Below are 25,372 nucleotides of genomic sequence, written 5' to 3' on the forward strand. Positions count from 1 at the left end.
CGTGATCTCATGCCTGACATCGAGGTCGCGGGCCGTTCCGTCCGCGTCACCAGCCCCGACAAGGTGGTCTTCCCGCGGTCCGGCCACACCAAGCTCGACCTGATCCGGTTCTACCAGGCGGTCGGCGAGGCGGCGCTGCGCGGCGTGCACGGGCGGCCGATGGTGCTCAAGCGGTTCGTCCACGGCATCGAGCAGGAGGCGTTCTTCCAGAAGCGCGCGCCGGCCAAGCGGCCCGACTGGATCGAGGTGGCCGAGCTGCGCTACCGGTCCGGGCTGAGCGCCGAAGAGGTGGTCTGCACCGATCTGGCGCAGTTGCTCTGGGTGGTCAACCTCGGGTGCGTCGACCTCAACCCCCATCCGGTCCGCGCCGACGACCTGGCCAGGCCCGACGAGCTGCGCATCGACCTCGACCCCGTCCCCGGCGTCGAGTGGGCCGACGTGCTGGCGACCGCGCAGGTGGCGCGCGAGGTGCTGGCCGACCACGGGCTGGTCGCCTGGCCCAAGACGTCCGGGTCGCGGGGGTTCCACGTCTACGCCCGGATCGACCGGCGGTGGTCGTTCGCCCAGGTGCGCAAGGCGGCCGAGACCGTGGCGCGCGAGGTCGAGCGGCGGGCCCCCGACCTGGCGACCAGCCGGTGGTGGAAGGAGGAGCGCCACGGCGTGTTCGTCGACTTCAACCAGAACGCCTACGACCGCACGGTGGCCTCGGCGTACTCGGTGCGCGCGGTGCCCGACGCCCGCGTCTCCACCCCGCTGAGCTGGGAGGAGGTGCCCGGCTGCCGGCCCGAGGAGTTCACCCTCGACAGCGTGCCGAAGCGGCTGGCCGAGCTCGGCGACCCGTGGGAGGACATGGACCTGCACGCCGGCTCGCTCGACGGCCTGCTGGAGCTGGCCGAGGAGCTCGGGCCCGCGCCCAAGCCGCCCAAGGGCAGCGGGCGCAGGCAGCAGACCATGCCGGTCATCGAGATCGCCAGGGCCCAGCACAAGGAGGAGGCCCTGGCCGGGCTCGACCGCTGGAAGGCCCGCCACCCCGAGGTCGCGGCCCTGCTGGAGCCCGCCGACGTGCTGGTCGACGGCATGCGCGGGCGCAGCAGCGTGTGGTACCGGATCCGGGTCAACCTCCAGCACGTGCCGGAGGGCGAGCGGCCGGCGCAGGAGCCGCTGGAGGCCGACTACGACCCCTGGCAGGGCGCGGGCGGCTCCTGACCTCTCACCGACAAGCGGAGGTCAGCGGCCGGAGACCAGGTTGCCGAGGCGGGCGTAGAGCGAGGTGCCGGTGCCGCGGTCGTTCTCGTGGCGGTCGGCGGCCCGGAACAGCGTGTAGATGAGCTGCACGCCCGCCCACCGCAGCGGCTCCGGCTCCCACTGCCGCACCTGCCGGCCCACCCACGGCAGCGCCGTCAGCTCGGTGTCCCGCCGCAGCACCAGATCGCGCAGCGTGCGCCCGGCCAGGTTCGTGGTGGTGACGCCGCTGCCGACGTACCCGCCGGCCCAGCCCAGCCCGCTCGCGTGGTCGAGGTGCACGGTCGAGCACCAGTCGCGCGGCACGCCGAGCACGCCGCACCACGAGTGCTGCACCCGCGCGTCGGCCGCCGCAGGGAAGAGCTTCACCAGCATCCGCCACAGCAGCGCCACCGTCCGCGCCTGGGTGGCCCCCCGGTGGTCGGTACGCGACCCGAACCGGTACGGCACCCCGCGCCCGCCGATCGCGATCCGGTCGTCGGCCGTGCGCTGGGCGTAGACGTAGGCGTGGGCCTGGTCGCCGAGCAGCTCGTGCCCGGCCCAGCCGATGTGCTTCCACACCTCGGCGGGCAGCGGCTCGGTGACGATCATGGAGCTGTTCATCGGCAGCCACTGCCGGTGCTGCCCGGCCAGCGACGCGGTGAAGCCCTCGGTGGCGCGGATGACGTAGTCGGCCGAGACGATGCCGAGCGGCGTGTGCGCGGTCGCCTTGCCGCCGCCCACGCGCGGCCGGATCTCGGTCACCGTCGTGCCCTCGAAGACGTCCACGCCCAGCGCGGCCACGGCCGAGGCCAGCCCGACGGCGAGCTTGGCCGGCTGCACGCGGGCGCAGTGCGGCGAGTACGCGGCCTCCAGCGTGCCCGCCACCTGGACGCGTTCGCGCTGCTCGTCGCGGTCCATCAGCCGCATGTCGTCCTCGCCGTAGCCCCAGGAGCGCAGGTCGGCGACCTCCTCGCGGAGCCGCCGCCGCTGGGCCGGGTTGGTCGCCACGTGCACGAGGCCGCCCTTGTGCACGTCGGCGTCGATGCCCTCGGCGCGGGTGACGTCGATGACCTCGTCCACCGCGCGGAACATGGCGTGCTGGAGGTCGATCATGGCCTGCCGGCCGCGGGCCTGGGCGTGCCGCTCGCGGGAGCCGGCGAACTCGGCCGACAGCCAGCCGCCGTTGCGCCCGGAGGCGCCGAACCCGGCGAACTCCTTCTCCAGGATCGCGATCCGCAGGTCGGGCTGGGCCTTCTTCAGGTAGTACGCCGTCCACAGGCCGGTGTAGCCGCCGCCGACGATCGCCACGTCGTACTCGCGGGAGCCGGGCAGCGCGGGCCGCCTGGCGGGCAGGCCGATCTGCCGGTACCAGAACGAGACGCCCCCGTTGGCGTAGTCGTCGGTGAGCGGGATGCCTGTCATGACTGTTCTGCCTCCACGGCTGCTGCTTGCGCGTCCGCTGTCTCCCCGGCGGACGGGGTGGGCGGGCTGATCACCCAGAGCACCTCGGCGGTCTCGTCGCCGTCGTTGACCACCCGGTGCGGGACCGACGTGCGGTACTCCACGCTGTCGCCGGGCCCCAGCGGGTGCGCGGCGGCGGACCCGGCGGGGCCCAGCCAGAGCGTGAGGCTGCCGCGCAGCACGAGGAAGATCTCCTGCGAGTCGCCGTGCGTGTACGGCTCGTCGCCGGTGGAGGCGCCGGGGTCGAACTCGCCGGCGTACATCTCCACGGTGCGCAGCGGGCGCTGGGAGATCAGGAACTTGCGGGTGCCCGGCGCGGTGGCCAGCTCGGGACGCTCGGCGCGGCGCACCACCCGGTGGGCGGGCTCGTCGTCCTCGTTGAACAGGTCGGCCACGGTGATGCCGAGCGCGGAGGCGATCCGGCGCAGCATGCCGATGCTCGCGCTGGTCTGCCCGCGTTCGAGCTGGCTGATGAAGCTGGGGCTCGCCTTGGCCTCGCCGGCCAGGGCGCGCACGGTCATGCCGCGCATGCCTCGGTAGACCCGGATGCGGGTGCCCAGGTCCGTCATCGAACCTCTCGATCGGTCAGGCTGAACAAGTTGTTCAGTGACGGTACCGACGGCGGAGAAAGCCCAGCAAGAGGGGGGTGCCTAACGAATCGGTAACCGGTCCCAGCCGCGGACCGGCGCGGATCGGCTGCGGATCGGCTGTGGGTCAGCCGCGGGTCGGCCGCTGGTAGCCCTCGTCGCCGCCGTAGACGCGTACCGACGGGTCCCGCTCGGGCTGCGTGGCAGGGCTGGTCGGCGAGGCGGTGTGCTCCTCGGCGAAGTCGTCGGAGGGCACGGGCGGCGGCGGGAACAGGTAGTCGTGCCAGGTGATCCGGCCCTTGGGATCGGCCTCGACGGTGAACGCGCCCGCGCGCTGCGCGGCGGCCAGCCGGCCCGGGATGCGCACCGGCAGGCACAGGCGGCGCAGGCGGCGGGCGTCCAGCCAGGTCCTGGTCAGCTCCTCGGTGCCGAGGACCTGCGGGCCGCCGTACTCGACGACGGCGCAGGCCGGGCCGCCGGCCAGCAGCGCGGCCAGGCGGGCGGCGACGTCGTCCACGTGCACCGGCTGCCACAGCAGCGAGCGGTCCACGGGCAGCACGGGCAGCGCCGCCAGGTCGCGCAGCAGCCGGTCCACCGACTGGTGGAACGGGGTGGCGCGGACGACCGTCCAGGCCATGCCGCTCTCCCTGACCAGCCGTTCGGCCTCCAGCTTGTGCCGGTGGCCGGGCGCGCGGTCCGCGCCGGCGATCGAGGGCAGCAGCAGGTGCGCGGCCCCGGCCGCGCGGGCCGCCGCGGTCAGCGTGCGGGTGCCGGCCAGGTCCACCTGGGCGCGGCCCTGCCGGCCGCCGGTGGCCAGGTGCGCGACGGCCTCGACCTGCCGGACGGCCTCGGCGACGCCCTTGCCCGAGGCCAGATCGCCCCACACCCACTCCACGCCCCCGCGGTCCTCGTGCCGGGTACGGCTGAGCGCCCGTACCCGATGTCCCGCCTTGAGCAGGACGGGCACCAGGGCCCTGCCGAGGGTGCCGGTGGCTCCTGTGACCAGAATGCGCATGCCCGGTCCATACCCCCGAATCCCCAGAGATGACAATGATTTTCGTGACGAGGTCTGTGGACGGCGGTGCGGGGTAGAGCCGCCAATATGGCTCGTATCGCATCCGAATCCCTGATCGAACGGCTCGCCGAGTGGGGCGTGGACACCGTCTTCGGCCTGCCGGGCGACGGCATCAACGGCATCATGGAGGGGCTGCGCCGTCATCGTGACCGGGTGCGGTTCGTGCTGGTGCACCACGAGGAGGCCGCCGCCTTCATGGCCACCGGCTACGCCAAGGCCACGGGACGGATCGGCGTCTGCCTGGCCACCTCCGGCCCCGGCGGCATCCACCTGCTCAACGGCCTCTACGACGCCAAACTCGACCACGTCCCCGTGCTGGCCATCACCGGCATGCAGGAGACCGCTGTGCTCGGCACCGGCTACCAGCAGGAGGTCCACCTCGACAAGCTGTTCGCCGACGTGGCCGAGTACAACATGATGATCACCAACCCGGCCCAGCTGCCCTCGCTGGTGGACCTGGCCGTCCGGACGGCCTACGCGCGGCGCGGCGTCGCCCATCTCACGCTGCCCAACGACATCCAGGTGGCCGAGGCGGGGGAGGACCCGTACCGGACGGTCGCGCCGGTGCGCGCGCCGGAGACCGCGCCGATCTACCTGCGGCCTCCGGGGCTGCCGCGCCAGGAGGACCTGGCACGGGCCGCCGAGGTGCTCAACGCCGCCGAACGGCCCGCCATCCTGGCCGGGCAGGGCGCGCTGCACGCCCGGCAGGAGGTGCTGGCCGTGGCCGAGGCGCTGGGCGCGCCGGTGGTCAAGACGCTGCCCGGCAAGGCCGTCGTCCCGGACGACTCGCCGTACACGACGGGCGGGATCGGGCTGCTCGGCACCAAGCCGAGCGAGGAGCTGATGGACGAGGCCGACGTCCTGTTCATGATCGGCACGAACTTCCCCTACTCGAAGTTCCTCCCCGAGCCGGGCAAGGCGCGGGTGGTGCAGTTCGAGGCCGAGCCGACCAGGGCCGGGGCGCGGGTGCCGACCGACGTGCCCGTGGTGTGCGACGCCAAGGAGGGCCTTCGCGAGCTGCTGCCGCTGCTCACCCGGCGCGACGGCGGCGGGCACCTGGCCAAGTACCAGAAGCTCATGGCCAAGTGGCGCTCCGACATGGACAGCCTGGAGAACCCCGACAGGGACCCGATCGCCCCCCAGTACGCCATGTCCGTCCTGGACGACCTGGCCGCCGACGACGCCATCCTGACCTGCGACAGCGGCACGATCGCCACCTGGGCCGCCCGCCACTGGACGATCCGCGGCGGGCGCGAGTTCTACCTGTCGGGCACGCTGGCCACGATGGCGCCCGGCCTGCCGTACGCCATCGCCATGCAGCACGCCTTCCCCGGCCGGCAGGTCATCGCCTACGTCGGCGACGGCGGTTTCGCGATGCTGATGGCCGAGTTCCTGACCGCCGCCCAGCACCGGCTGCCGGTCAAGGTCGTCATCAACAACAACAACTCGCTCGGCCAGATCCTGTGGGAGCAGATGGTCCTCGGCTACCCCGAGCACGGCGTGCGCTTCGCCCAGCCGGAGGCCGACTACTCGGTCTGGGCCAGGGCGTGCGGCGGGTTCGGCGCCAAGGTCACCAAGTCCGGGGACGTGGCCGCGGCGATCAGGCAGGCGCTCGCCCACGACGGCCCCGCCCTGGTGGACGTGGACGTCAACCCGAACGAGCCGCCCATGCCCGGCAAGGTCTCCTACGACCAGGCCAAGAGCTTCGCCCAGGCGTTCCTGAAGGGGCAGCCGCACAAGGCGGCCATCGCGACCACCCTGTTCAAGGACCGCATCCAGAAGTTCACCGACTGACCGCCCGCCGGGGGCCGGTCACGAGGACCGGCAGGCGGCGGCGATCCGGGCGGCGGTCTCCAGCAGCGGGTCCACCAGCCGGGGCAGCTCGCGGGCGCGCCGCGAGGCCAGCACGATCCCCACGGCCGCCACCGCCCGCCCGTCCACGACGACCGGCGCCGCCGCCGAGCACGAGCCGAGCGTCATCTCCTCGTGGGTCAGCGCGTAGCCCTGCGCCCGCACCGCCGCCAGCTCCCTGGCCAGCCGGCCCGGCTCGGTGACGGTGTGCGGCGTGGGCCGTTCGAGCGCGCGGGCCAGGTACGCCTGCACGAACCACTCCGGCTCGTGGGCCAGCAGCGCCTTGCCCACCCCGGTCGGGTGCATCGGCAGCCGCCCGCCCGTGCGCGAGACGATGGGCACGGCCCGCCTGCCGTACACCTTGTCCACGTACAGGACCTCCAGGCCGTCGCGGACGGCGAGGTGCACGTTCTCGCCGGTGGTGGCGAACAGCTCCTGGAGCCAGGGGTGCGCGCGGCCCTGGAGGCTGCCGGGCGCGAGCTGGCCGAGCTCCCACAGCCGCAGCCCCACCCGCAGCCGCCCGTCGGGGGAGCGGCTGAGCGCCTGCCACTCCTCCAGCTCGGCCACCAGCCGGTGGGCCGTGCTGAGCGGCACCCCGCTCCGCCTGGCCAGGTCGGTCAGCGTGAGCTGCGGATGGGCCGCGTCGAACGCGCCCAGGATGGCCAGCACCTTGGACGTCACCGTCTGCCCCGGACGCCGGGCTCCTCCGGACATGACCACACTCCTGCGCACATCTTCCACTCAGTGGAAGAGGCTACTCGGCTCCGGAGGCCGGCAGGCAGCAGACTTCCCTCATGCGAACTCAGGTCGGGATCATCGGCGCGGGCCCCGCGGGCCTGCTGCTGTCTCATCTGCTCCACCTGCGCGGCATCTCCTCGGTGGTGCTGGAGAAGCGCAGCCGCGCCTACGTCGAGCGGCGGGTCCGCGCGGGCGTCCTGGAGCAGGGCACGGTGGACACGCTCGTCGAGGCGGGCGTCGGCGCGCGCCTGCTGCGCGAGGGCCTGCCCCACCACGGCATCGAGCTGCGGTACGGCGGCGCGGGCCACCGCATCGCCTTCGACGAGCTCGTCCCCGGCCGGGCCATCACCGTCTACGGGCAGCAGGAGGTCGTCAAGGACCTGATCGCGGCCCGGCTGGCGGCGGGCGGCGACCTGCGGTTCGAGGTCGAGGACGTCGAGGTGCACTCCCCGGAGTCCGGGCCGTACCTCACCTTCGGCGGGCAGCGGCTCGACTGCGACGTGATCGCCGGGTGCGACGGCTTCCACGGCGTCTCGCGGCCGAGCGTCCCGGACGGGGCCCTGGAGGTGTTCGAGCGGGAGTACCCCTTCGCCTGGCTGGGCGTCCTGGCGAAGGTGGCGCCCTCGTCGGAGGAGCTGATCTACGCCAGGACCGAGCGCGGATTCGCGCTGCACAGCATGCGCTCGCCCACGGTCAGCCGCTTCTACCTCCAGGTCCCGGCCGACGCCGACGTGGCGCAGTGGCCCGACGAGCGCGTCTGGGCCGAGCTGAAGGCCCGCCTGGAGACCGTCCCCGGCTTCCAACTGGCCACGGGCGAGATCATCGAGAAGGGCGTCACGCCGATGCGCTCGTTCGTCGCCGAGCCCATGCAGTACGGGCGGCTCTACCTGGCCGGGGACGCCGCCCACATCGTGCCGCCGACCGGCGCCAAGGGGCTGAACCTGGCCGTGGCCGACGTCCGGGTGCTGACCGAGGCGCTGGCGGCCTTCTTCGAGCACGGCTCGACGGAGCTGCTCGACGGCTACTCGACGGCGTGCCTGAAGCGGGTGTGGCGGGCGCAGCACTTCTCGTGGTGGATGACGACGCTGCTGCACACCTTCGACGATGACGACGCGTACGGACGGCGGCTCCAGACCTCCTACCTGGACTACGTCACCTCCTCGGAGGCGGCGGCGACCACGCTGGCGGAGAACTACGTCGGCCTGCCCTTCGACTGACCGCGCGACGGCCGCGCGACCGCCCCTGGGCGGGCTGACCTCGGGCGATGCCTTAAGGTTGGCGCGTGGTTTTCGAGGAGGGCTGGGCGCGTTCGCCCCTGCGGTGGTTGATGGACACGCTGGGCCATGCCCAGCTCGCCAGGATGGAGTCCGAGCCGGCGCTGGTCGCGGCCGTGGATCAGCACGCGGCGCTGCTGCGTGACGCGATCCCGCTCGACCGCGAGACCCTCGGCGACTACCTGCTGGGCTTCCTCGACGAGCTGCGCCACCGTGGCTGGATCTTCAGCGGCGACCACGACGCGCCCGCGCTGCGGCTGACGGCGGTCTGCTGGCTCGCCCGCGAACAGGGCTTCCTCGCCGAACCCGCCTGACCCCGCGCCGGACGCCCCGCGCTCAGACGGCCACCACCCGGCACCGGGCCCCGCTCCCGGCCGGCCCGCGAGGCTCACGCTCGCCGGCCGCGCCGCTCACGGCAGGGCCGCCGGGCTCAGGCCCGCCGGTCGGCCGTCCGTGAGGGGTCCGCGTGACCGGGCGCTTGTCCCGGTCACACGGAGCTCAGGTCTCCGGCGGGAGGTCCGCGCGGGTGGCCCCGCCGGTCGGGCCCGCGGTCGGGCCGGTCGGGCCGGTCGTGCCGGGCGCGCCGGGTGTGGTGCGGGCCGGTTCGGCGGGACGGGCCATCGTGCGAGCGTCCTCACGCCCCCGCTGGTACGCCTCGGCGTGCGCCCTGGCCTGCGGCGCCTCCGCCTCGATCCGGCCGATCCAGCGCTCCCAGCGCTGCTGCATCGGGCGGACGAGCCCGCCGCCGAGCCCGATCGCGATGATCGCGCCGATGGTGGCGAGGACGGTGATGAGCACCGGGGTCGTGACGGTCGTGGCGACGCCGATCTGGTTGAGCGCGGCGATGATGCCCAGCGCCCAGATGAAGACGGCCGCCGCGATGCCGAGCCAGCGCCCGTAGGACAGCCCGCCGAGCGCGCCGTCGACGAGATCCCGGACGGCCCGGGCGATCGCCCCGGCGATCACGATGATCACGATGGCGACCACGGCCTTGGGCAGCCAGCCCACCACCCCGTTGAGCAGCGCCGAGATCGGGTTGGGCCCGAAGACGCTGAAGGCGATCTGCAGGGTGATCAGCAGGATCGCGTAGTAGACGAGCTTGGCGAGCAGCCCGCTGGCGTCGTACCGGCTGCTTTCGAGCCAGCGCTGGACGCCGCTGCGCTGCACCGCGCGTTCGAACCCGACGCGGTCGAGGATCTTGTCCACGAGCTTCTGCAGCGCCTTCGCCACGATCCACCCGATGATCAGGATCACCAGGAACGCGACCAGCCTGGGCACGAACGTGGCGACCTGTCGCCAGGCGTCCGTCAGGCCTTGGCCAATATTGATGTCCACGGTTTCCTCCAAAACGAGGAGCTCATGGAGTCGCGGTACCCGGCTGAACTGGGACTATGCACTCATTGCTACCAAATTTTCGCTCAGTGTTACATTTGTACAAGTGTGCGCAGGGGTCAGGAGAGCCGGCGCAGGTCCATCTGGAAGTTCTGGTGCCAGGTCTGGCCGCCGTCCACGGTGGTCTCGCCGATCTCGTGCCAGGCGGTGCCGGTGAACGTCAGCGTGTAGCGGCTGGTGTAGCCGGGCGTCTGGAGGCTCCACTGGAAGGTGTCGTCGCCGACCACCGGCACCACCGTGGTGACGTAGCCGCGGGAGAACGCCTCCCAGCGGTACTGGCCGGTCGCCTCGGAGTAGTTGATCACCGCCAGGGCGCTGTCCACGATCGTGCGCGGGTCGGCCATGTCGCGGCCCTGGCCCTCGACCGAGATCACCAGGTCGCCCGCCTGCCAGCGCACCCGCTCGGTCTGCAGGAACTCCTGCCGGGTGCCGGACGGCGTGACGGTCCACCCCGTCCCGGCCCACGTGCCGATCATGAACGACAGCCGCCGCATGGCCTCCGCCTGCCCGACCGGCGCGGTGGACGTGCGGGCGGCCGTCGCAGGGCCGGGGGAGAGCAGGGCCACCAGCAAGGCGAGCGGCAGGAGCAGGCGGACCAGTGACTTCATCGAGGCGTCCTCGTCAGTGAGCGGCTGATGCCGAGCCGGGGGTGAGCGGTCAGGTAGAGGCCGGTGGCGGCGTCGTACAGGTCGTTGGCGTCCATGCGCATGGGGGCCAGGGTGCTGCCGGCGGGCGTGACGTCGCGCAGGGCGCGCAGCCCAGCGTCGTGGGCGGCGGCCACCAGCTCGCTCATCGGCGCGGTGCCGCCGGCGGTGGTGGCGTCGGTCAGGTCGGACAGCCCGGCCGTGATCGCGGCGAACGCGTGGCCGGACCGCTCGCCCCTGACCAGGTGCTGGGCCAGCCAGAAGTAGCTGGCCCGGCCGCGGTACTGCCGGTAGACCGACGAGACCATGGTCAGCAGCCGCTGGTAGGCGTTGCGGTACAGGGACTCGTAGAAGCCCAGGGCCTCCTGCTCGCTCACCTCGCCGCGTTCGGCGGCCGTGATCGAGGCCGCGGCCAGCAGGGCGCTGTACATGGCCAGGTGCACCCCGGTCGACAGCAGCGGGTCGAGGAAGCAGGCGGCGTCGCCGGCGATGCGGTAGCCGGGGCCGCAGAAGGAGCCGGCCGCGTACGAGAAGTCCTGCTCGACGCGCACCGGGCCGGTGAACCTGCCGATCAGCCCCGCCACGGCCGGCGACTCGGCCACCACCGCGTGGAACATCTCCTCCAGTGACCGGTGGTGGGGGCGCCGCTCCAGGAAGCGGGTCTGGTGGGTGACGAAGCCGACGCTGAACACCTCGCCGCGCAGCGGGATCACCCAGTACCAGCCCTCCGGCGCGGAGATCACGTTGATGCCGCCGCCCGGCGTGCCGGGAAGGAGGCCGCCGCCCTGGTAGTAGCCCCAGATCGCGACGTTCCTGAAGACGTCGTGCGGTCGCCGGTCACGGAAGTGCTGCGCCGACAGCACCCCGGCGCGTCCGGAGGCGTCGACCAGGTGATCGAAGCGCTCCAGGCCGCGGTCCCACTCGGCGGCGCAGGCGCGGCCGTCCTCGAACAGCACGCGCCTGACCCTGGCCTGCTGGATCACCTCCACGCCCTGGGAGGCGGCGTGGTCCAGCAGCACCTGGTCGAAGTCGTCCCGGTCCACCTGCCAGGAACGCACCTCGGGGCCGAACGTGGCCGCCCAGTTCACCGTCCAGTCGCGCTCGGCGCCCCAGCGCAGCAGCAGGCCCTCCTTGACGGGATAGCCGCGCTCCTCGACCTTCTCGTGCGCCCCGGCGTAGTCGATGATCGTCCGGCAGGACGGCGAGACGGACTCGCCGATGTGGTAACGCGGAAAACGTTCGCGTTCCAGCAGCCGGACGTCCATTCCATTACGAGCCAGCAGAGTCGCGGCGATCGAGCCCGCCGGGCCGCCGCCGATCACTAATACCCTGGTCATCACGAGCCCTTCCGATAATCGATACGTATTACGCAGCGACGGGCCCGGCGTGCGGGGCCCAATACGTAGGCCGATACGTATATTCCGGCGTTATTCTGGACCGCCGGCCCGGCCTGTCCGATGATGCGTCTGAGTTCCGTTCCGTCTTTCTGCAAGGAGCGCGCATGGGATTGAACCTCCGGCTGGTCGTTCCCCTGGTCTACGCCGCCGCGGTGGTCGTGGCCTTCCTGATCGGCAAGACGGTCGGCTCGGTGGTCGTCATCGCCGGCGCCGTCCTCGTGGCCCTGTTCTTCGTGTTGTCCGGCCGGTCACGTCAGCGCGAATAGGGCCCCCCACGGGTCGCGCACGATCGTCGCCCGGGGATGCCCGGGGGCGGTCGTGGCGCCCAGCCGGGCCGCCGCCGCGGCGGTCGCGGCACGGTCGGCGGTCGCGAAGAACGTCATCCACCGCGGCCGCGCCCCCGTCCCCTCGCGGACCGCGGGCGCGGCGCCGAGCAGGTCCCGGTAGAACGCGGCGCCGGCCGACCACAACTCGTGGGCGCACCACGTGCCGGGCTCGCCGGCCAGCACGATCCCGGCCGGCCGGCGCCCCTCCCAGAAGCCGACGGCCGCCCCCGCCGGGTCGGTCGCGAACAGCACGCGCCCGTCCTCGCCGGCCGCCATCGGGCCGAGGACGAGGCTGCCGCCCAGCTCCTTCACCCGTACGGCCAGGGCGTCCACGTCCGGGGCCGCCAGGTAGGTGTTCCAGGAGGCGGGCAGGCCCGGCGGCACCCGGCCGAAACCGGCCACGACCCGGCCGCCCAGCTCGACGAAGGAGTAGCCGCCCTCCTCGCGGAAGGTCCAGCCGAACAGCTCCCCGTAGAAGGCCCGCGCGCCGGCCGGGTCGAGCGCCCCGTAGTCCACCCAGCACGGCTCGCCCGGCTCATAGTGCTCGTGAATCGGCACGCCCGGCCTCCTCCGTCTCGTCGGTTCCCAGGGCCGACAGCCGCAGGTGCGCGGCGACCAGCGGCGCCACGACCTCGGGCCGCTCGATCAGGCACAGGTGTCCCGCGCCGGGGACGGTGACCGTGCGGCACCGGGGGACCGACTCGCGCAGCAGCGCCGCGCCGGCCCGGAACGTCGGCATGTCCCGGTCGCCCACGACCACCAGGGTGCGCGCCCGGATGCCGCGCAGGTCCTCCACCGTGTGCACGTGCCTGCTCAGCCCGTGCATCGCGCCGTCGCGCAGCTCCCGCCACGAGTGCCGGGCCACGATCGCCCGCAGCCCGGCCCGCAGCCCGGGATGGTCCTCGGTGCCGCGGAAGATGTCGGGCGGCGAGGACATCCACAGGTCGGCGAGCTGCTCGCCGTCCGCGCCCATCCGGGCCAGCCCGGCCAGCGCCCGGTAACGCTCGGCGGTGCCCGGCTCGGGAGGCGCGCCGGCGATGGTCGGGGAGCCGACGATCAGCCCGCGCACGTCGCCGGGGTGGTCGACGGCCAGCTGCAGGGCGATCATCGAGCCGATCGACTCGGCCACCACCAGCGTGGCCGACTCCGCCCTGGCCAGCCCGGCCAGCTCGGCCGCCAGCGCGGGCAGCGACGTGCCCGGCCGCAGCGGCCCGGACCGCCCGTGTCCCGGCAGGTCCACGCCGACGTGCCGCCAGCCGGGCAGCAGGTTCCACAGCGGCTCCCACACCGAGGCGTCCATCGTGTAGCCGTGGATCCACAACACGGCCCGGCCCTCGCCGGTCGAGCGCACGTACAGGCTCATGAGGACGCTCCGGCGGAAGCGGGGACGGGGGCGAAGCCCTGGCAGAAGCGGCGGAAGGCGATGACCGGGGTGTCGCCGGCGTCCAGCCGCTGCGGGGCGCCGGTGTCCAGGTGGTCCCAGACGACGCGGTCCTGGTCGAAGGCGTAGCGGGCGCCGTGCACGAGCGCGGGCAGCGAGTCCCGCCGGTCCGGCCGCACGCCGATGGCCACCCGTCCCACGCAGCCGGTCCCGTCCGGCACCGCGCCGGTGACGATCGTGTACGGCGCCGACTCCGTGCCCAGCTCGGTCACCACGAGGTGCGGGCTGTAGGCGCGGGCCACGAACCGGGAGGCGAAGTCGAGCCGCCGCTCCCGCTCCCACGGCGGCGCCTTGGTCCGGAACTCGCCCTCGATGACCAGCTCGTCGTGCCCGCCCATGCTGACCCGCATGCCGCGCACCGAGGGCACCAGGTGGACGGCGCCGAAGTGCTGGGCGTCGAAGGCGTTCTCGACGACGTACTCGGCCGGGACCGTCACCGGCTGGTTCACCGCCGCCACGATCACCAGGTCCTCGGCCGCCTGCTTGATCACCTGCTCGAAGCCGCGGTCGTCGCCGGGGTCGCCGGACAGCCGGGCGAACAGCGCCGCCCCGGCCCGCAGCGTCCGCAGCTCGCCCACCGACCAGCGGCGGCCGGAGTCGCCCAGCGAGACGCGCTTGCCGTGGAAGGGGCAGATCACGCAGTCGCCGTCCAGCTTGCCGCCGTGGGCCAGATGGGCGCCCCGGTGGGGGCAGGTGGCCTCGAACACCCGGATCCGCTCGCCGTCGCGCACCGCCATCAGGCGCGCGCCGCCCAGCCGCAGCGGGGTGATCCCCGGGCCGATCTCGTCGTCGAGGGCGAGCAGGAACCACCCGCCGTGCAGCTCCCCGTTGCCGGCCGTCATCTCTCCAGCGCCCCAATCACCTCTGTGGCCGCGCGCTCCCCGCTGGCCATCGCCATGTGCGCCATGGGCGGGCCGGACAGGCCGACGGTGGCCTCCCCGGCGAAGAAGACCGTCCCGCCCAGCGGCTCGGCCCAGGCCGGGGACGCCCACAACGTCCCCACACCCGGGTAGGTGTACGCGCCGCCCGCCCACGGGTCGGCGCCCCAGTCGGACACCACCACCTCCGCCTTCAGCCCCTTGGTCCACGGCAGGGCGCGGGCCAGCAGCGCGGCCAGGCCGCCCGGCTCGGCCCACGCGCTCCGGGCCGCCGCGGCGGCCCGGCCCTTGGCCATCACCAGCACCTCGGGCCGCCCGGCGGTCGTGCTGACGAACCCCAGACGGCCGCCGGCGTCGAAGACCACGACGGACTCGGGGGCGGCCACGGGATGGACGGCCAGCCCGCACCAGGCGTCGCCGGGCCGCAGCTCGTAGGCCGCCGCCTGCTTGCGCACCGGCAGGTCGTCCAGCACGAGCCGCCCCTCGGCGACCACCGGCGGCGGCACGGTCACCACGGCGGCGGCGGCGCTCTCCGCCCGCCCCGCGGCGGTCAGCGCCCGCACCCGGCCCGGCCTCCAGGACAGGCGGACGACCGCGTCGCCGAGCCGCACCCGCAGCCCCTCGGCCAGCCGCGCGGGCAGCCGGTCGAAGCCGCCGGGCAGCGCGAACTCGCCCCGCCCCGACCGGTCGGCCCGGCGCAGCGCGGCCAGCGCGGGCGCGCTCAGCGCCTCCGGCTCGGCCGCCCAGTTCTGCCGGAACCACTCCGCCGCCGGCTCCAGGGCCTGCGGGCACTGCGCGGTCTCCTCCTTGAGCCACGTCGCGACCGGCACGTCCCAGGGGCTCGCGCCCGCCAGGCGGCGCAGCGGCTCCCGGGCCGCGCCCGACGTCAGCCGCTCCTCCAGCAGCGGCGGCGTGGGCCGCAGCGCGGTCAGCGGGCGCGGCCCGCCGGGCAGCAGCACCCGGGCCGCGCGCCGCGGCACCGGCACCGGCGCCGCCAGGCCGGGCAGCGCCGCGATCGGGTTGCGGTCGCCGTGGATCACCTGCGCGCCCAGCTCCAGCAGGGTCGGCCGGTGGGTGCGGATCCGGCCGCCCACCCGCTCCCTGGCCTCCAGCACCGTGACCGCCAGCCCGGCGGCGGCCAGCCGCGCGGCCGCCGCCAGCCCGCTCACCCCGGCGCCGATCACGACGACGTCAAGCTCTGCCACCGGCACATCCTCTGTAGTAGTTTGTCCTCGGCCTGATCACGAGGAGACGCCATGACGGCACCCCGAACGCTGCCCGGCCACCTGGCGCACCCGTTCTCTCCTCGCGGGCGGCTCGACCCGTATCCGGCGTACCGCTGGCTGCGCGAGCACGATCCCGTGCACTTCGACGTCACCTCGCGCATGTGGCTGCTGACCGCGCACGCCGACTGCGCGCTCGCGCTGCGCGACCCGCGCTTCTCGGCCGCGCTCGGGCAGCGGGAGCGGGTCAGGGACGACGAGCTGCCGCCGTCGATGCTGACCACCGATCCCCCCGAGCACCAGCGCCTGCGCTCGCCCGGCGCGCTGCTGATGGGCCCGGCCGCGATCCGCGGCATCGCCGGCGACATCGAGGCCGGGATCGGCGCGGTGCTCGACGGGCTGGCCGGCCGGGAGGAGTTCGAGGCCACCGCCGACCTCGGCGAGCCGATGGCCACCGGCGTGCTGGCCAGGCTGTTCGGCCTGCCGGCCGCCGACGTGCCGGCCTTCGCCGGGCTGGCCGCCCGCGTGTCGGTCAACCTCGACCCGCTGGCCGGGCCGCAGGCCGCCGCGGCCGGGCGGGCCGCGATGGGCGAGCTCACCCGCTTCCTCGGCGAGCGCGCCGACGCCGCCGCAGAAGCCGCCGGAGCCGCAGAGGCCGCAGAGGCCGCAGAAGCCGCCGGAGCCGCGGGAGCCGCCGGGAACGGGCCGGGCGGCTCGCCGTTCGGGCGGCTGGCCGCCGACGACCGGCTGACCAGGGCCGAGATGCTCGGCATCGCCGCGCTCACGGTCGTCGGCGGATGGAAGCCGCTGGCCGAGATGGTGGGCAACGCGCTCCACTGGCTGCTGCCGCGCCAAGAGGCCGCCGGCCTGATCAGGGACGGCGGCCCGCAGGCGGCCGAGGCGGCCGTCGACGAGCTGCTGCGGCTGGAGTCGCCGATCCCGTTCACCGCCCGGGTGACCACCGAGGCGGTCCCGCTGGACGGCGGCGTGATCCCGGCCGGGGCGAGGGTGCTGGCCCTGGTCGGGGCGGCCAACCGCGATCCGGCGGTCTTCGACCGGCCCGACGAGCTGCTGGTCACCCGTTCGCCCAACCCCCATCTGGCCTTCGGCGCGGGCACCCATCTGTGCCTGGGCGCGCCGCTGGTCAGGCAGGCCGGCGGGCTGCTGCTGAGCGGGCTGCTGGAGCGGTATCCCGGGCTGCGCCGCACGGGGAAGCCGCCCGCCTGGGCGCCGGGCCTGGTGCCCAGGAGGCTGACCGGCTTCACCCTCGCCATCTGAGCCCCTTCCCCGGTCAGCGGACGTTGGCGCCGCGCCAGCGGAAGGTCAGCAGGCTCAGCAGCAGCGCCGCCAGGCACCAGCCGCCCAGCACCGCGGCGGTCCTGCCCAGCTCCCACGCGCCGGCGGGCTCCACCACCGCGAAGTCGGCCGGCAGGAACACCGAGCGCAGGCCCTGCGTCATCCACTTCAGCGGGAAGAACGCCGCCAGGCTCTGCATCCAGGCCGGCAGCTCGCTGTAGGGGAAGAACACCCCGGAGATGAACTGCAGCACCAGGAACGGCAACGTGACGATCGCCGCGGCCGAGCGGGCGTTCGGGATGATCGCGCTGAAGGCCACCGCCAGCAGCGAGCAGGACGTCGCCCCGAGCAGCAGCACCCAGGCGAAGGTCAGCCAGTGCCCGGCGTCGGGCGGCAGCGGCAGGCGGAACAGCGCGACGCCGACGCCCAGCAGGATCGCCGCCTCCAGCACCCCGGTCACCACCACCCGGACGATCTTGCCGACGAAGTACGCCGTCTTCGGCATCGGCGAGGAGGCCAGGCGGCGGATCATGCCGTTGTCCCGCTCGATCGCGATGTTGATGGCCAGGCCGTTGAAGCTGACGCTCATGATGCCGCAGGCGATGATCCCGGCCACGAACATCTGCTTGAAGTCGGTGTGCGTGCCGGGGACCGTGCCGGAGAAGATCGAGCCGAGCACCAGCAGCAGCACGATCGGCAGCAGCAGCGTGAAGAACAACGACTGCCGGTTGCGGAAGAACGACTTCAGCTCCACCGACGAACGGGCCGCCGACGCCCGCCACAGCCCCGACCCGCCGCCCGGCGCGCGCACGGGACGGCCCTGCTCGGCCACGATCGCGTTCGAGCTGGTCATGCCTGGGCCCCCTGGTTCTCGCGGATCAGCTTGAGGTAGACGTCCTCCAGCGTGGGCCGGTGGACGCGCAGGTCGGGCAGCTCGTCGGCGCCCGCGTGCGCGGCCCAGGGCAGCAGCGCGGCCAGGGCCCGCGTGGGCGTGTGGGTGAGCAGCGTGAGCGTGCCGCCGGGCACGCCGGGCGTGCAGGACGGGTCGAGCGCGGTGCCCGCGGGCAGGTCCGGCAGGCCGGCCGCGCTCAGCTCGGGAGTGAGTGTGAAGCTCACCGCGGCGGGCGTGTCACGCCGGCCGCCCAGCTCGCTCACCGGCCCGGTCTCGACGATCCGGCCGGCCACGATCACGGCCGCGCGCTGCGCCAGCGCCTCCACCTCGTCGAGGTAGTGGGTGGTCAGCACGGTCGTCTTGCCCTGGTCGGCGAAGAAGCGGACCAGGTCCCACGCCTCCATCCGGGCCTCCGGGTCCAGCCCGGTGGTCGGCTCGTCGAGGAAGATCAGGTCGGGGTCGCCGACGACGCCGACGGCCACGTCCAGGCGGCGCAGCTGGCCGCCCGAGAGGGTCTGGGCCTGCTTGCGCTCCTTGGCGCCGAGGCCCACCATGCCGATCACCTGCGCCGCGGGCAGCGGCGCGGGGTAGAAGGCGGCGAAGTGCTCGACGACCTCGCGGACGGTCAGGTCCGCGTAGGCGCCCGTCGTCTGCGGCACGATGCCGAGCCGCGCCCGCCACTGCGGGGCGTCCTCGGCCGGGTCACGGCCGAGGACTCGCACGTCGCCGCCCGAACGCCTGCGCACGCCTTCGAGGATCTCGACCGTGGTCGTCTTGCCCGCGCCGTTGGGGCCGAGTAAGGCGAACACCTCTCCGGGACGAACGTCCAGGTCCACACCCTGCAGGATGAGAGCGGGACCGTACTGCTTGCGCAGCCCCCGTACGTGGACGGGGTTCGCCTGGTCGTCGGACATGATCTCCTCTACCTCCTCTTGGCGTGCGTGGCTCCCGGCGTCAGGTGCAGCAGCAGCAGGGGCAGCAGCAGCAGTTGACGTCGACGCCGGCCGCGATCGAGTCGAGGTCGCCCTCGCTCAGCTCGGCCATGTCGATCTGCGGCGTCTCGGGGATGTGGAACTCGAACGTCCCGGTCTCCAGCCCGCGCTCCCACAGCGAGACCTGCACGTCGAGGTTCGTGTCGTGGTGGCCGTCGGGAACGTTGCGCACGAGGGTGATCTGGGCGCCCGCGGGAACCTCGAGGCCGGCCTCGGCCAGCGCCTCACGGGGGTTGCCGTCCAGTTTCGCCGAGAATTCCTCGCTCGACCACGCGGTGATCAGGACTCGGGTGTAGGCGTTGACGAATTCGGTCCGCTCTCTGGGGTTCAGGGCCATTGCGTCCTCCTGGAGCTTTTCCCCTTCGGCGCGGTGCGCCGTCTCGGAACGGAGTCTTACACAGCCGAATTCGCAGTGCCTAGACTTAATTTCCGGGGCCCTGGATTAAGTATTGAGAGCCCTCTGCTTAAAAGGTACTCTGCAAATACGCCGACCGGAACAATACGAAGCGATATACGTATTCGATGGCCGGAAATGCGTATCGAGAATATTCGTCTGCGTAAGCCATCGGGAGAACCCATGTCCGGGACGTACGTATCCCCCCGGGTGCCGCCGGGACCCGCCGGAACCCAGAGCCTGAGGGCCATGCGCGACGCTCCGCTGGAGTTCGTCACCGCCATGGCGGCCCTCGGCGACGTCACCCGCCACGACGCCGACGGCGAGCCGGTCTACATGCTCAACCGCCCCGACCTGGCCAGGCACGTGCTGAAGGAGAACGGCGCCGCCTACACCAAGGAACGCACGCCGGACGACGACATGCTCCGCCCCCTGCTCGGCAACGGCCTGCTGACCAGCGACGGCGCCGAGTGGGCGGCCCAGCGCAGGATGTGCGCGCCCGCGTTCCGGCCCGCGGAGGTGGACCGGTTCGACCGGGTCATCGTGGAGGCGGCCGAGAACCTGGTGGCCCACTGGGCCGGCGGCCGGCCCGTACGCGTCGACCACGACCTGACCTCGCTCACCCTCACCGTGATCGTGAAGGCCATGCTGGGCACCGACATCGGCGTCGCGGGCGCGGGCTTCGGCCGCGCCGTGGACGCGGTCAACCGCTTCATCGGCCACTACGTGCCCGGCGACGACCCCGACCCGGCCGACACGGCCGCCCGGCACGCCGGCTTCCTGCGCGCGCGGGCCTTCCTCGACCGGGTCACCAGGCTCATCATCGCCGCCCGCCGGGCCGGCGGCGCGGGCGACGACCTGCTCGGCGCGCTGCTGGCCGAAGGGCACGCGATGTCCGACGCCGACCTGCGCGACCAGGTGCTGACCATCGTCATGGCCGGGCACGAGACCACCGCCAAGTCGCTGACCTGGACGCTCCACCTGCTCGACCGCAACCCGGAGGCGGCCGATGCCGTGCACGCCGAGATCGACGAGGTGCTGGCCGGCCGCTCGCCCACCGCCGCCGACCTGCCCAGGCTGCGGCAATGCCGGCAGGCCGTCCAGGAGGCCATGCGGCTCTACCCGCCGGTCTGGCTGATCTCGCGCCGCGGGACGGCCGACGACGTCCTGGACGGCTATGACGTACCGGCCGGGTCGCTGGTGTGCGTCAGCCCGTGGGTGCTGCACCGGGATCCGAGGTACTGGGCGGAGCCGGAGGCGTACCGGCCGGAGCGGTTCGACCCCGACCGGGCCGCCCGGCTGCTCAGCCACCAGTACCTGCCCTTCGGCGGCGGCCCGCGCATCTGCGTCGGACGGCACTTCGCGCTGGCCGAGGCCACGCTCGTGCTCGCGGTGATCCTGCGCGGGCTGCGCATGGAGCTGGTGCCGGGCTTCCCCGTCGAGCCGGAGGCGCTGGTCACGCTGCGGCCCCGGCACGGCCTGATGATGACCCCGAGGCCCCGGTGAAGGGCCCGCTGAAGGACCGCCCGACCGGCTCCTACGACGCCGCCAACACCACCTGGGGCGGCGTGGCGGGCGAACTGGCCCGGCTGGAGGCCCAGGCGGCGCTCTCCTTCGAGGAGGAGCTGCGCATCATGCGCGACCTCGGACTGACCGGCCAGGGCCCGCTGCTGGAGCTCGGCGCCGGTTCCGGCGCGGTCACCCGGAGGCTGCGCGCCGCCGAGCCCGGACTGCCGGTCATCGCGCTCGACGTGGACGCCGCCCTGCTGCGCAACGCGGGCGGCTGCGGCGCGCCGCTGGTCACCGCCGACGGCGCCCGGCTGCCGTTGCGTACCGGCAGCGTGGGCGGCGTGCTGCTGCGGTACGTACTGCAGCACGTGGGCGACCCGGCGCCGATGCTGGCCGAGGCGCTGCGCGTGCTGCGTCCCGGCGGCCGGATCGTGGTCGTCGAGGTGGACAGCATGTTGTGGGGGCTGACCGACCCGATGTACCCGGAGCTGGCCTCCGTCCACGCCACCATGGCGCAGGCCCAGCGCGGCGCCGGGGGCGACCGGCGGATCGGCAGGAAGCTCACCCGGCTGCTGCGCCGCGGCGGGTTCGCCGACGTGGTGCTGCGCCCGTTCGCCACCACCAACGACACCCACCCCACCGCGGCCTTCGCCCCGCACCTGGGGCCCGAACGCCTGGCGCCGCTCGTCGCCTCGGGCGCGCTGCCGATGGCGGGGCTGGCCCTGGCCGCCGACCGCTGGCGGCGCTTCCTGGCCGACCCGGACGCCTGGGTCATGCTGCTCGGCTTCGTCGTCGCCGGGACCGCACCGTACGGACCGGCTCAGCACCCGTCGGAAGGAAGCACGTCATGAGTCCGTTCTGGAAGATCTTCATCGCGATCTTCAGCTACATCAGCGCGATCGTGGGCCTCGGGCTGGCCGTCGTGAACGCCAGCGAGAAGCCGCCCTCGACCTCGCTGGCCATCGTGTACGGCGCCGCCGGCCTGCTGTTCCTGGCCGTGGGCGTGCTGCTCAGCCGCAGAGCCCGCTACTGAGGGCGGCCCGGGGCCCGGCCCCTCAGGAGGCCGGGTCGCAGGGACGCACCTCGACGATGTCGCCGGGCGCGTAGGGCATCTTGCGCGCCCACGACTCGGCCTCCTCGGCCGACTGGACCTCGATGACCCAGATGCCGCCGATCTGCTCCCGCCCGACCGCGTACGGCCCGTCGACGGCGGGCCCGTCCGGCCTGACCAGCTTGCCCTCCCTGGACCTGGTCAGCCCCGCGCCGTACTTCACCTTGACCCCCGCCATCGCCATCGCCCGGCCGAACTGGCGGTGGGCCTCGGCCATCCGCTCCCGCTCGCTCTCGCTGAAGGCGTCCCAGAGCGTCTCGTCGCCGTGGATCAGCAGCACGAAGTCCATGAGTCGTCTACCTCCCTGTGGGTTCTGCCCCAAAGGCGTGGTGGGGTGCGGGCAGAGCCCCGGTCGGCACTATCGTGACATCCTTCCACGGTCGCAGCGCCGTAACTCGACCCGGTCGCCGGGCCCGGCCGGCAGGCGTCCGGCCCACTCCAGCGCCGCCTCCTCCGAGGGCAGGTCGAGGATCCACATGCCGCCCAGCTCCGGACGGCCGTCCTCGCGCGGCTCCCCCTTCGCCGCGTCCGGGCGGGCCAGCCGCGCGCCGAACAGCACCGTGACGCCGGACTCCCGCAGCTGCCGCCCGAAGTCGAGGTAGGCGGCGAACAGCGCGGCGCGGTCCTGCTCCGGCAGCTCTGCCCAGGCCCGTTCCGGCCCGTGGATCAGCAGCGCGAACTCCATGACGGCTCCTCCCGTGCGCTCACATCTGCCGCCGCGCCAGCCGCGCGAACAGCCCCTGCTCCTCGGTGAGCAGTTCGTCGTAGGTGCCCTGCTGGACGATGCGCCCGCCGTCGAGCACCAGGATCCTGTCGGCGTCCCGGATGGTGGACAGCCGGTGGGCGATGACCACACGCGTGGCGTTGAGCCGCCGCGTGCTCTCGGCGATGACGTTCTGGGCGGGGTTGTCCAGGGCGCTGGTCGCCTCGTCGAAGAAGACGATGCGGGGCCGCGAGACCAGCGCCCTGGCGATCATGATGCGCTGCCGCTGGCCGCCGGAGAGCGTGTTCGTGCCCTCCGACAGGACGGTGTGCATGCCCATCGGCATGGCCGTGATGTCGTCGGCGATGCCGGCCATCGCCGCCGCCTCCCAGGCGTCGTCGACGGTGTGGTTCGTGCTGCCGACGATGTTCTGCCTGATGTCGCCGGCCAGCAGGGCGCCGTTCTGCAGCACCACGCCGCACTGCCGGCGCACCGCGCCGAGGTCCAGCTCGCCCAGGTCCTGGCCGTCGTAGAGGACCGAGCCGACGTCGGGCTGCTCGAAGCCGAGCAGCAGGCGCAGGATCGTGGACTTCCCGCTGCCGGTCGGGCCCACGATGGCGACGAACTCGCCGGGCTCGATCGACAGGTCGATGTCGGTGAGCACCGCGGGGCCGTCCTCGCCGTAGCGGAAGGAGACCCGCGACAGGCTGACGCGGCCCGACAGGTCACCGGGGTCGGCCTTGCCCGCGTGGTCCTCCGGCTCGGCCTCCAGCACCGGCGCCAGCTTCTCCAGCATCGGCACGACGCCCATGGCCGTGATGGCCGCCCCGGTGAACTGCAGCACCGAGGCGATGAGCAGGCTGAACGCGGCGAAGAAGGCCAGGAACGCGCTGATCGGGAGCTGCCCGCGCAGCGGCCCGGCGGCCACGGCGAAGATCACGACCGAGCAGACCAGCGGGAACCCGGCGTTGAAGGTGGTCACCACGTTCTGCAGCCGCCGGGCCGCGGCCGAGGTGGTCCTGGTGGCCATGAAGTCGCGCGTCCACACGCCGAACGCCTGGTCCTCCGCGGCCGCCACGCGCAGCTTGGGCACCGCCGACAGCAGCTGGAACACTCGCGAGGACAGCCGCTGCTCCTGCTCGTACAGGCGGCGTTGCAGGCGCACCTCGAAGAAGCCGGCGACCGCGCACACCAGCACGCCGGCCAGCACCAGCAGGGTCGCCAGCAGCGCCAGGCCGACGTCGTAGAAGTACACCAGCGCCAGGTTGGCCAGCCCGCCGAACAGCCCGAGCGTCGCCGTGGTCATCACGCCCGACAGCGTCTCCTGCGCCGCGCTCACGCCCAGCACGGTCGTGCCCAGCTCGCCGGTGGAGTACCGGCCGAAGAACGTGACGGGCAGCGACAGCAGCCGCGTCCACGCGCCCGCCTGCACCCGGGCCGACGAACGGCCCTCGATGCGCAGGGCCGCGACGTTCTGCACGATCGACAGCGCCCCCGCCACCAGCGCGCCGCCGATCACCAGCGCCGCGCCCTGCACGATGAGGTCGCGCTCGGCCCGCTGCACGAACGTCCCCAGCACCAGCCCGGTCATCGCGGGCACCAGCAGGCCGATGACCGCCACCAGCGTGCCCAGGGAGGCCAGCACCCACAGGTCGCGGCCGTTGCGGGCCAGGCCGAAGCGCAGCAGCCCGGCCACGGTCCGCACCTCGCGCGGCAGCGGCTGGTACAGCACGTCGGCCTTGCCGCTCAGCGTGGCGGCCACCGCCTTGGTGACCGGCGTGACCCGGCTGTGGCCCGGCTGGGCCACCACGTACCGGGAGCCGATCGGCAGCAGGGCCACCGGCGTCCCGTCGTCGGACCGGTAGCCCACCATGGGCCCGATGTCGCGTTTCCACCAGCCGTCGTCCAGCCGGACCGAGCGCGTGCGCACCCCGGAGGCCAGCGCGACGGCCTGCAGCGGGTCGGCCCCCCTGGCCTGGCCGGGCGGCGGCGCGGTCACGGTGAACCCGCCGTGCGAGGCCACCAGCCTGGCCGCGGCCAGCGTCGGGGGGTCGGCGGTGACGTCGGCCAGGCGCACCTTGGCCTCGGTGTCGCGGAGCAGCGTGTCGAAGCCGCGGCGGGCCGCCCGCGTCGTGCCGGCCTCGCGTTCCTTGCGCCGCCGCAACGCCTCCAGCTCCTGCGCCCGCCGCCGCTCGACCCGGCGGTCCACGGTGTAGAGGAAACGGATGGCGTGCTCGACCCAGCGGGCCCAGATCGTCTCGTCGGCCAGCAACTGCCAGGTCGAACGGGCGCGCAGCCGGGCGGGCGCGTCGGCGACCAGCCAGTCCCGCTCGGTCACCGCCAGCTCGGCGCCCGCGGTCAGCACGCCGGCCACCCCGTCGGGCATCTCGACCGCGCCCGCCTCGACGGTCATCCACCGCACGCCGTCCACCGACCGGGCCGCGCGCCCGGCGGGCAGCTCGGTCACCGCGTCGGGCAGCAGCGGGACGAACTCGCGCGGCGGCAGCGCGTCGCGCAGGGCGGTGGCCAGCGCGATCATCCCCGCCTCCAGCCCGCGGACGAACTGCCGCACGGCCAGCCCGTACTCGGCGGTGGACATCGTCGCCGACCGGTTGGTGCCCGACAGCTCGCCCAGCCTGGCCAGCGGCAGGCGCGAGACGCGGGTGCCGAGCACCGGACGGCCCACGATGCCGTGCCGGGGCCCCTTGGGCGAGCCCGGCAGCAGCGTGCCCTGCCGGACCCGGCACAGGTAGTGCCACCGGCCGACCGGACGGCCGCCCTCCAGCCGCACCGCGAACAGGTCGACCGCGCCCTCCTCCACCAGCAGCACCTCGTGCACGCCCGACACCACGAACAGGTTCTCCGCCGAGTAGTCCACCGGCGTGGCGGCGTCGGTGAAGAACGGGGCGAAACCGGCCACCTTCAGCACTGCGCCACCCTCCGTGTCATGCGCCGTGTCATCCG

The 25,372-nt window shown here is 73.7% G+C and carries 26 protein-coding genes; 9 read left to right on the forward strand and 17 right to left on the reverse strand.

Annotated features, from left to right (window positions below; translation table 11 throughout):
• Positions 1–9 precede the first annotated feature (9 nt).
• Positions 10–1,206, forward strand: coding sequence for a non-homologous end-joining DNA ligase (gene ligD, locus AB0J76_RS19670; protein ID WP_352324235.1), 1,197 nt, complete (start codon positions 10–12; stop codon positions 1,204–1,206).
• 21 nt (positions 1,207–1,227) lie between these two features.
• Here ligD and AB0J76_RS19675 read toward each other — a convergent pair whose 3' ends face one another.
• The 3 genes from AB0J76_RS19675 to AB0J76_RS19685 all read right to left on the reverse strand — a co-directional run bounded on the left by AB0J76_RS19675 (position 1,228) and on the right by AB0J76_RS19685 (position 4,287).
• Complete coding sequence (locus AB0J76_RS19675) at positions 1,228–2,646, reverse strand: FAD-binding oxidoreductase (protein WP_352324236.1); 1,419 nt, start codon at positions 2,644–2,646, stop codon at positions 1,228–1,230.
• Positions 2,643–3,254, reverse strand: coding sequence for a cupin domain-containing protein (locus AB0J76_RS19680; protein ID WP_352324237.1), 612 nt, complete (start codon positions 3,252–3,254; stop codon positions 2,643–2,645). The genes AB0J76_RS19675 and AB0J76_RS19680 overlap by 4 nt, the downstream gene beginning before the upstream one ends.
• A gap of 145 nt (positions 3,255–3,399) precedes the next feature.
• Positions 3,400–4,287, reverse strand: a complete 888-nt coding sequence (locus AB0J76_RS19685) for an SDR family oxidoreductase (RefSeq protein ID WP_364390048.1) — start codon at positions 4,285–4,287, stop codon at positions 3,400–3,402.
• Between the two features lie 87 nt (positions 4,288–4,374).
• On the opposite strand from AB0J76_RS19685, the gene AB0J76_RS19690 reads away from it, so the two are divergent.
• A complete protein-coding gene (locus AB0J76_RS19690) occupies positions 4,375–6,141 on the forward strand; it encodes a thiamine pyrophosphate-dependent enzyme (RefSeq protein ID WP_352330261.1) in 1,767 nt (588 codons plus the stop codon).
• An 18-nt stretch (positions 6,142–6,159) separates the two neighbouring features.
• Here the strand turns inward: AB0J76_RS19690 and AB0J76_RS19695 are convergent, their stop codons facing one another.
• The gene (locus AB0J76_RS19695; RefSeq protein ID WP_352330259.1) at positions 6,160–6,912 is read right to left on the reverse strand and encodes an IclR family transcriptional regulator; all 753 of its coding nucleotides are present in this window, start codon (positions 6,910–6,912) and stop codon (positions 6,160–6,162) included.
• Positions 6,913–6,992: 80 nt separating this feature from the next.
• Here AB0J76_RS19695 and AB0J76_RS19700 point away from each other — a divergent pair, with 80 nt between their 5' ends.
• Positions 6,993–8,153: a 4-hydroxybenzoate 3-monooxygenase gene (locus AB0J76_RS19700; RefSeq protein WP_352330257.1), complete on the forward strand. Its 1,161-nt coding sequence runs from the start codon at positions 6,993–6,995 to the stop codon at positions 8,151–8,153.
• A gap of 65 nt (positions 8,154–8,218) precedes the next feature.
• The gene (locus AB0J76_RS19705; RefSeq protein ID WP_364390050.1) at positions 8,219–8,524 is read left to right on the forward strand and encodes a DUF6401 family natural product biosynthesis protein; all 306 of its coding nucleotides are present in this window, start codon (positions 8,219–8,221) and stop codon (positions 8,522–8,524) included.
• Positions 8,525–8,708: 184 nt separating this feature from the next.
• Here the strand turns inward: AB0J76_RS19705 and AB0J76_RS19710 are convergent, their stop codons facing one another.
• The 3 genes from AB0J76_RS19710 to AB0J76_RS19720 form a co-directional block, all read right to left on the reverse strand.
• The gene (locus tag AB0J76_RS19710; RefSeq protein WP_352329731.1) at positions 8,709–9,545 is read right to left on the reverse strand and encodes a hypothetical protein; all 837 of its coding nucleotides are present in this window, start codon (positions 9,543–9,545) and stop codon (positions 8,709–8,711) included.
• Between the two features lie 116 nt (positions 9,546–9,661).
• A complete protein-coding gene (locus AB0J76_RS19715) occupies positions 9,662–10,210 on the reverse strand; it encodes a hypothetical protein (protein ID WP_352329729.1) in 549 nt (182 codons plus the stop codon).
• Entirely contained in the window at positions 10,207–11,583 is a 1,377-nt protein-coding gene (locus AB0J76_RS19720; RefSeq protein WP_352329727.1) for an NAD(P)/FAD-dependent oxidoreductase, read from the reverse strand. The genes AB0J76_RS19715 and AB0J76_RS19720 overlap by 4 nt, the downstream gene beginning before the upstream one ends.
• Positions 11,584–11,747: 164 nt before the next feature.
• Between AB0J76_RS19720 and AB0J76_RS19725 the strand changes: the two genes are divergently transcribed.
• Positions 11,748–11,909 (forward strand): hypothetical protein, encoded by a 162-nt coding sequence (locus tag AB0J76_RS19725; RefSeq protein WP_352329725.1) that lies wholly within the window; start codon positions 11,748–11,750, stop codon positions 11,907–11,909.
• Here AB0J76_RS19725 and AB0J76_RS19730 read toward each other — a convergent pair.
• From AB0J76_RS19730 to AB0J76_RS19745, 4 genes are read right to left on the reverse strand one after another with little or no spacing between them, the layout of a single operon-like run.
• On the reverse strand, positions 11,892–12,527 hold the full coding sequence (locus AB0J76_RS19730) for a VOC family protein (RefSeq protein ID WP_352329723.1): 636 nt from the start codon (positions 12,525–12,527) through the stop codon (positions 11,892–11,894). The two genes, AB0J76_RS19725 and AB0J76_RS19730, sit on opposite strands and share 18 nt — an antisense overlap.
• Complete coding sequence (locus AB0J76_RS19735) at positions 12,505–13,332, reverse strand: alpha/beta hydrolase (protein ID WP_352329721.1); 828 nt, start codon at positions 13,330–13,332, stop codon at positions 12,505–12,507. The genes AB0J76_RS19730 and AB0J76_RS19735 overlap by 23 nt, the downstream gene beginning before the upstream one ends.
• Positions 13,329–14,252, reverse strand: a complete 924-nt coding sequence (locus AB0J76_RS19740) for a Rieske 2Fe-2S domain-containing protein (RefSeq protein ID WP_352329719.1) — start codon at positions 14,250–14,252, stop codon at positions 13,329–13,331. Before AB0J76_RS19740 ends, AB0J76_RS19735 begins: the two co-directional genes overlap by 4 nt.
• On the reverse strand, positions 14,249–15,493 hold the full coding sequence (locus tag AB0J76_RS19745) for an FAD-dependent oxidoreductase (protein ID WP_364390054.1): 1,245 nt from the start codon (positions 15,491–15,493) through the stop codon (positions 14,249–14,251). The genes AB0J76_RS19740 and AB0J76_RS19745 overlap by 4 nt, the downstream gene beginning before the upstream one ends.
• A 51-nt stretch (positions 15,494–15,544) precedes the next feature.
• Here AB0J76_RS19745 and AB0J76_RS19750 point away from each other — a divergent pair, with 51 nt between their 5' ends.
• Positions 15,545–16,789: a cytochrome P450 gene (locus AB0J76_RS19750; protein ID WP_352326160.1), complete on the forward strand. Its 1,245-nt coding sequence runs from the start codon at positions 15,545–15,547 to the stop codon at positions 16,787–16,789.
• Positions 16,790–16,802: 13 nt separating this feature from the next.
• On the opposite strand, the gene AB0J76_RS19755 is transcribed toward AB0J76_RS19750, so the two are convergent.
• Genes AB0J76_RS19755 through AB0J76_RS19765 form a run of 3 tightly spaced genes read right to left on the reverse strand, consistent with a single transcriptional unit; the run spans position 16,803 to position 19,028 of the window.
• The gene (locus AB0J76_RS19755) at positions 16,803–17,660 is read right to left on the reverse strand and encodes an ABC transporter permease (protein WP_352326161.1); all 858 of its coding nucleotides are present in this window, start codon (positions 17,658–17,660) and stop codon (positions 16,803–16,805) included.
• Positions 17,657–18,613: an ABC transporter ATP-binding protein gene (locus tag AB0J76_RS19760; RefSeq protein WP_352326162.1), complete on the reverse strand. Its 957-nt coding sequence runs from the start codon at positions 18,611–18,613 to the stop codon at positions 17,657–17,659. The genes AB0J76_RS19755 and AB0J76_RS19760 overlap by 4 nt, the downstream gene beginning before the upstream one ends.
• 40 nt (positions 18,614–18,653) lie before the next feature.
• Positions 18,654–19,028 (reverse strand): hypothetical protein, encoded by a 375-nt coding sequence (locus tag AB0J76_RS19765; RefSeq protein ID WP_352326163.1) that lies wholly within the window; start codon positions 19,026–19,028, stop codon positions 18,654–18,656.
• A 306-nt stretch (positions 19,029–19,334) separates the two neighbouring features.
• Here AB0J76_RS19765 and AB0J76_RS19770 point away from each other — a divergent pair, with 306 nt between their 5' ends.
• From AB0J76_RS19770 to AB0J76_RS19780, 3 genes are read left to right on the forward strand one after another with little or no spacing between them, the layout of a single operon-like run.
• Positions 19,335–20,591: a cytochrome P450 gene (locus AB0J76_RS19770; RefSeq protein WP_352326164.1), complete on the forward strand. Its 1,257-nt coding sequence runs from the start codon at positions 19,335–19,337 to the stop codon at positions 20,589–20,591.
• Entirely contained in the window at positions 20,588–21,445 is an 858-nt protein-coding gene (locus tag AB0J76_RS19775; RefSeq protein ID WP_352326165.1) for a methyltransferase domain-containing protein, read from the forward strand. Before AB0J76_RS19770 ends, AB0J76_RS19775 begins: the two co-directional genes overlap by 4 nt.
• Positions 21,442–21,627, forward strand: coding sequence for a hypothetical protein (locus AB0J76_RS19780; protein ID WP_352326166.1), 186 nt, complete (start codon positions 21,442–21,444; stop codon positions 21,625–21,627). The genes AB0J76_RS19775 and AB0J76_RS19780 overlap by 4 nt, the downstream gene beginning before the upstream one ends.
• A gap of 22 nt (positions 21,628–21,649) precedes the next feature.
• On the opposite strand, the gene AB0J76_RS19785 is transcribed toward AB0J76_RS19780, so the two are convergent.
• From AB0J76_RS19785 to AB0J76_RS19795, 3 genes are all read right to left on the reverse strand, one after another.
• Positions 21,650–21,994, reverse strand: coding sequence for a YciI family protein (locus tag AB0J76_RS19785; protein ID WP_352326167.1), 345 nt, complete (start codon positions 21,992–21,994; stop codon positions 21,650–21,652).
• A 69-nt stretch (positions 21,995–22,063) separates the two neighbouring features.
• A complete protein-coding gene (locus AB0J76_RS19790; RefSeq protein WP_352326169.1) occupies positions 22,064–22,390 on the reverse strand; it encodes a YciI family protein in 327 nt (108 codons plus the stop codon).
• Positions 22,391–22,409: 19 nt separating this feature from the next.
• A complete protein-coding gene (locus AB0J76_RS19795) occupies positions 22,410–25,337 on the reverse strand; it encodes an NHLP bacteriocin export ABC transporter permease/ATPase subunit (protein WP_352326170.1) in 2,928 nt (975 codons plus the stop codon).
• Positions 25,338–25,372: the final 35 nt, after the last annotated feature.

Origin of the sequence: Nonomuraea sp. NPDC049624 (assembly GCF_040675255.1) — a bacterium.
Taxonomy (GTDB): Bacteria; Actinomycetota; Actinomycetes; order Streptosporangiales; family Streptosporangiaceae; genus Nonomuraea.

What these genes read in the sequence shown, in the direction of transcription:
- AB0J76_RS19700 (WP_352330257.1), top strand. Translation starts at nt 6,993, where the DNA reads ATGCGAACTCAGGTCGGGATCATCGGCGCGGGCCCCGCGGGCCTGCTG.
- AB0J76_RS19715 (WP_352329729.1), bottom strand. Translation starts at nt 10,210, where the DNA reads ATGAAGTCACTGGTCCGCCTGCTCCTGCCGCTCGCCTTGCTGGTGGCC.
- AB0J76_RS19690 (WP_352330261.1), top strand. Translation starts at nt 4,375, where the DNA reads ATGGCTCGTATCGCATCCGAATCCCTGATCGAACGGCTCGCCGAGTGG.
- AB0J76_RS19765 (WP_352326163.1), bottom strand. Translation starts at nt 19,028, where the DNA reads ATGGCCCTGAACCCCAGAGAGCGGACCGAATTCGTCAACGCCTACACC.
- AB0J76_RS19790 (WP_352326169.1), bottom strand. Translation starts at nt 22,390, where the DNA reads ATGGAGTTCGCGCTGCTGATCCACGGGCCGGAACGGGCCTGGGCAGAG.
- AB0J76_RS19770 (WP_352326164.1), top strand. Translation starts at nt 19,335, where the DNA reads ATGCGCGACGCTCCGCTGGAGTTCGTCACCGCCATGGCGGCCCTCGGC.
- AB0J76_RS19725 (WP_352329725.1), top strand. Translation starts at nt 11,748, where the DNA reads ATGGGATTGAACCTCCGGCTGGTCGTTCCCCTGGTCTACGCCGCCGCG.
- AB0J76_RS19755 (WP_352326161.1), bottom strand. Translation starts at nt 17,660, where the DNA reads ATGACCAGCTCGAACGCGATCGTGGCCGAGCAGGGCCGTCCCGTGCGC.
- AB0J76_RS19695 (WP_352330259.1), bottom strand. Translation starts at nt 6,912, where the DNA reads ATGTCCGGAGGAGCCCGGCGTCCGGGGCAGACGGTGACGTCCAAGGTG.
- AB0J76_RS19735 (WP_352329721.1), bottom strand. Translation starts at nt 13,332, where the DNA reads ATGAGCCTGTACGTGCGCTCGACCGGCGAGGGCCGGGCCGTGTTGTGG.
- AB0J76_RS19760 (WP_352326162.1), bottom strand. Translation starts at nt 18,613, where the DNA reads ATGTCCGACGACCAGGCGAACCCCGTCCACGTACGGGGGCTGCGCAAG.
- AB0J76_RS19750 (WP_352326160.1), top strand. Translation starts at nt 15,545, where the DNA reads ATGACGGCACCCCGAACGCTGCCCGGCCACCTGGCGCACCCGTTCTCT.
- AB0J76_RS19685 (WP_364390048.1), bottom strand. Translation starts at nt 4,287, where the DNA reads ATGCGCATTCTGGTCACAGGAGCCACCGGCACCCTCGGCAGGGCCCTG.
- AB0J76_RS19675 (WP_352324236.1), bottom strand. Translation starts at nt 2,646, where the DNA reads ATGACAGGCATCCCGCTCACCGACGACTACGCCAACGGGGGCGTCTCG.
- ligD (WP_352324235.1), top strand. Translation starts at nt 10, where the DNA reads ATGCCTGACATCGAGGTCGCGGGCCGTTCCGTCCGCGTCACCAGCCCC.
- AB0J76_RS19680 (WP_352324237.1), bottom strand. Translation starts at nt 3,254, where the DNA reads ATGACGGACCTGGGCACCCGCATCCGGGTCTACCGAGGCATGCGCGGC.
- AB0J76_RS19785 (WP_352326167.1), bottom strand. Translation starts at nt 21,994, where the DNA reads ATGGACTTCGTGCTGCTGATCCACGGCGACGAGACGCTCTGGGACGCC.
- AB0J76_RS19780 (WP_352326166.1), top strand. Translation starts at nt 21,442, where the DNA reads ATGAGTCCGTTCTGGAAGATCTTCATCGCGATCTTCAGCTACATCAGC.
- AB0J76_RS19720 (WP_352329727.1), bottom strand. Translation starts at nt 11,583, where the DNA reads ATGACCAGGGTATTAGTGATCGGCGGCGGCCCGGCGGGCTCGATCGCC.
- AB0J76_RS19740 (WP_352329719.1), bottom strand. Translation starts at nt 14,252, where the DNA reads ATGACGGCCGGCAACGGGGAGCTGCACGGCGGGTGGTTCCTGCTCGCC.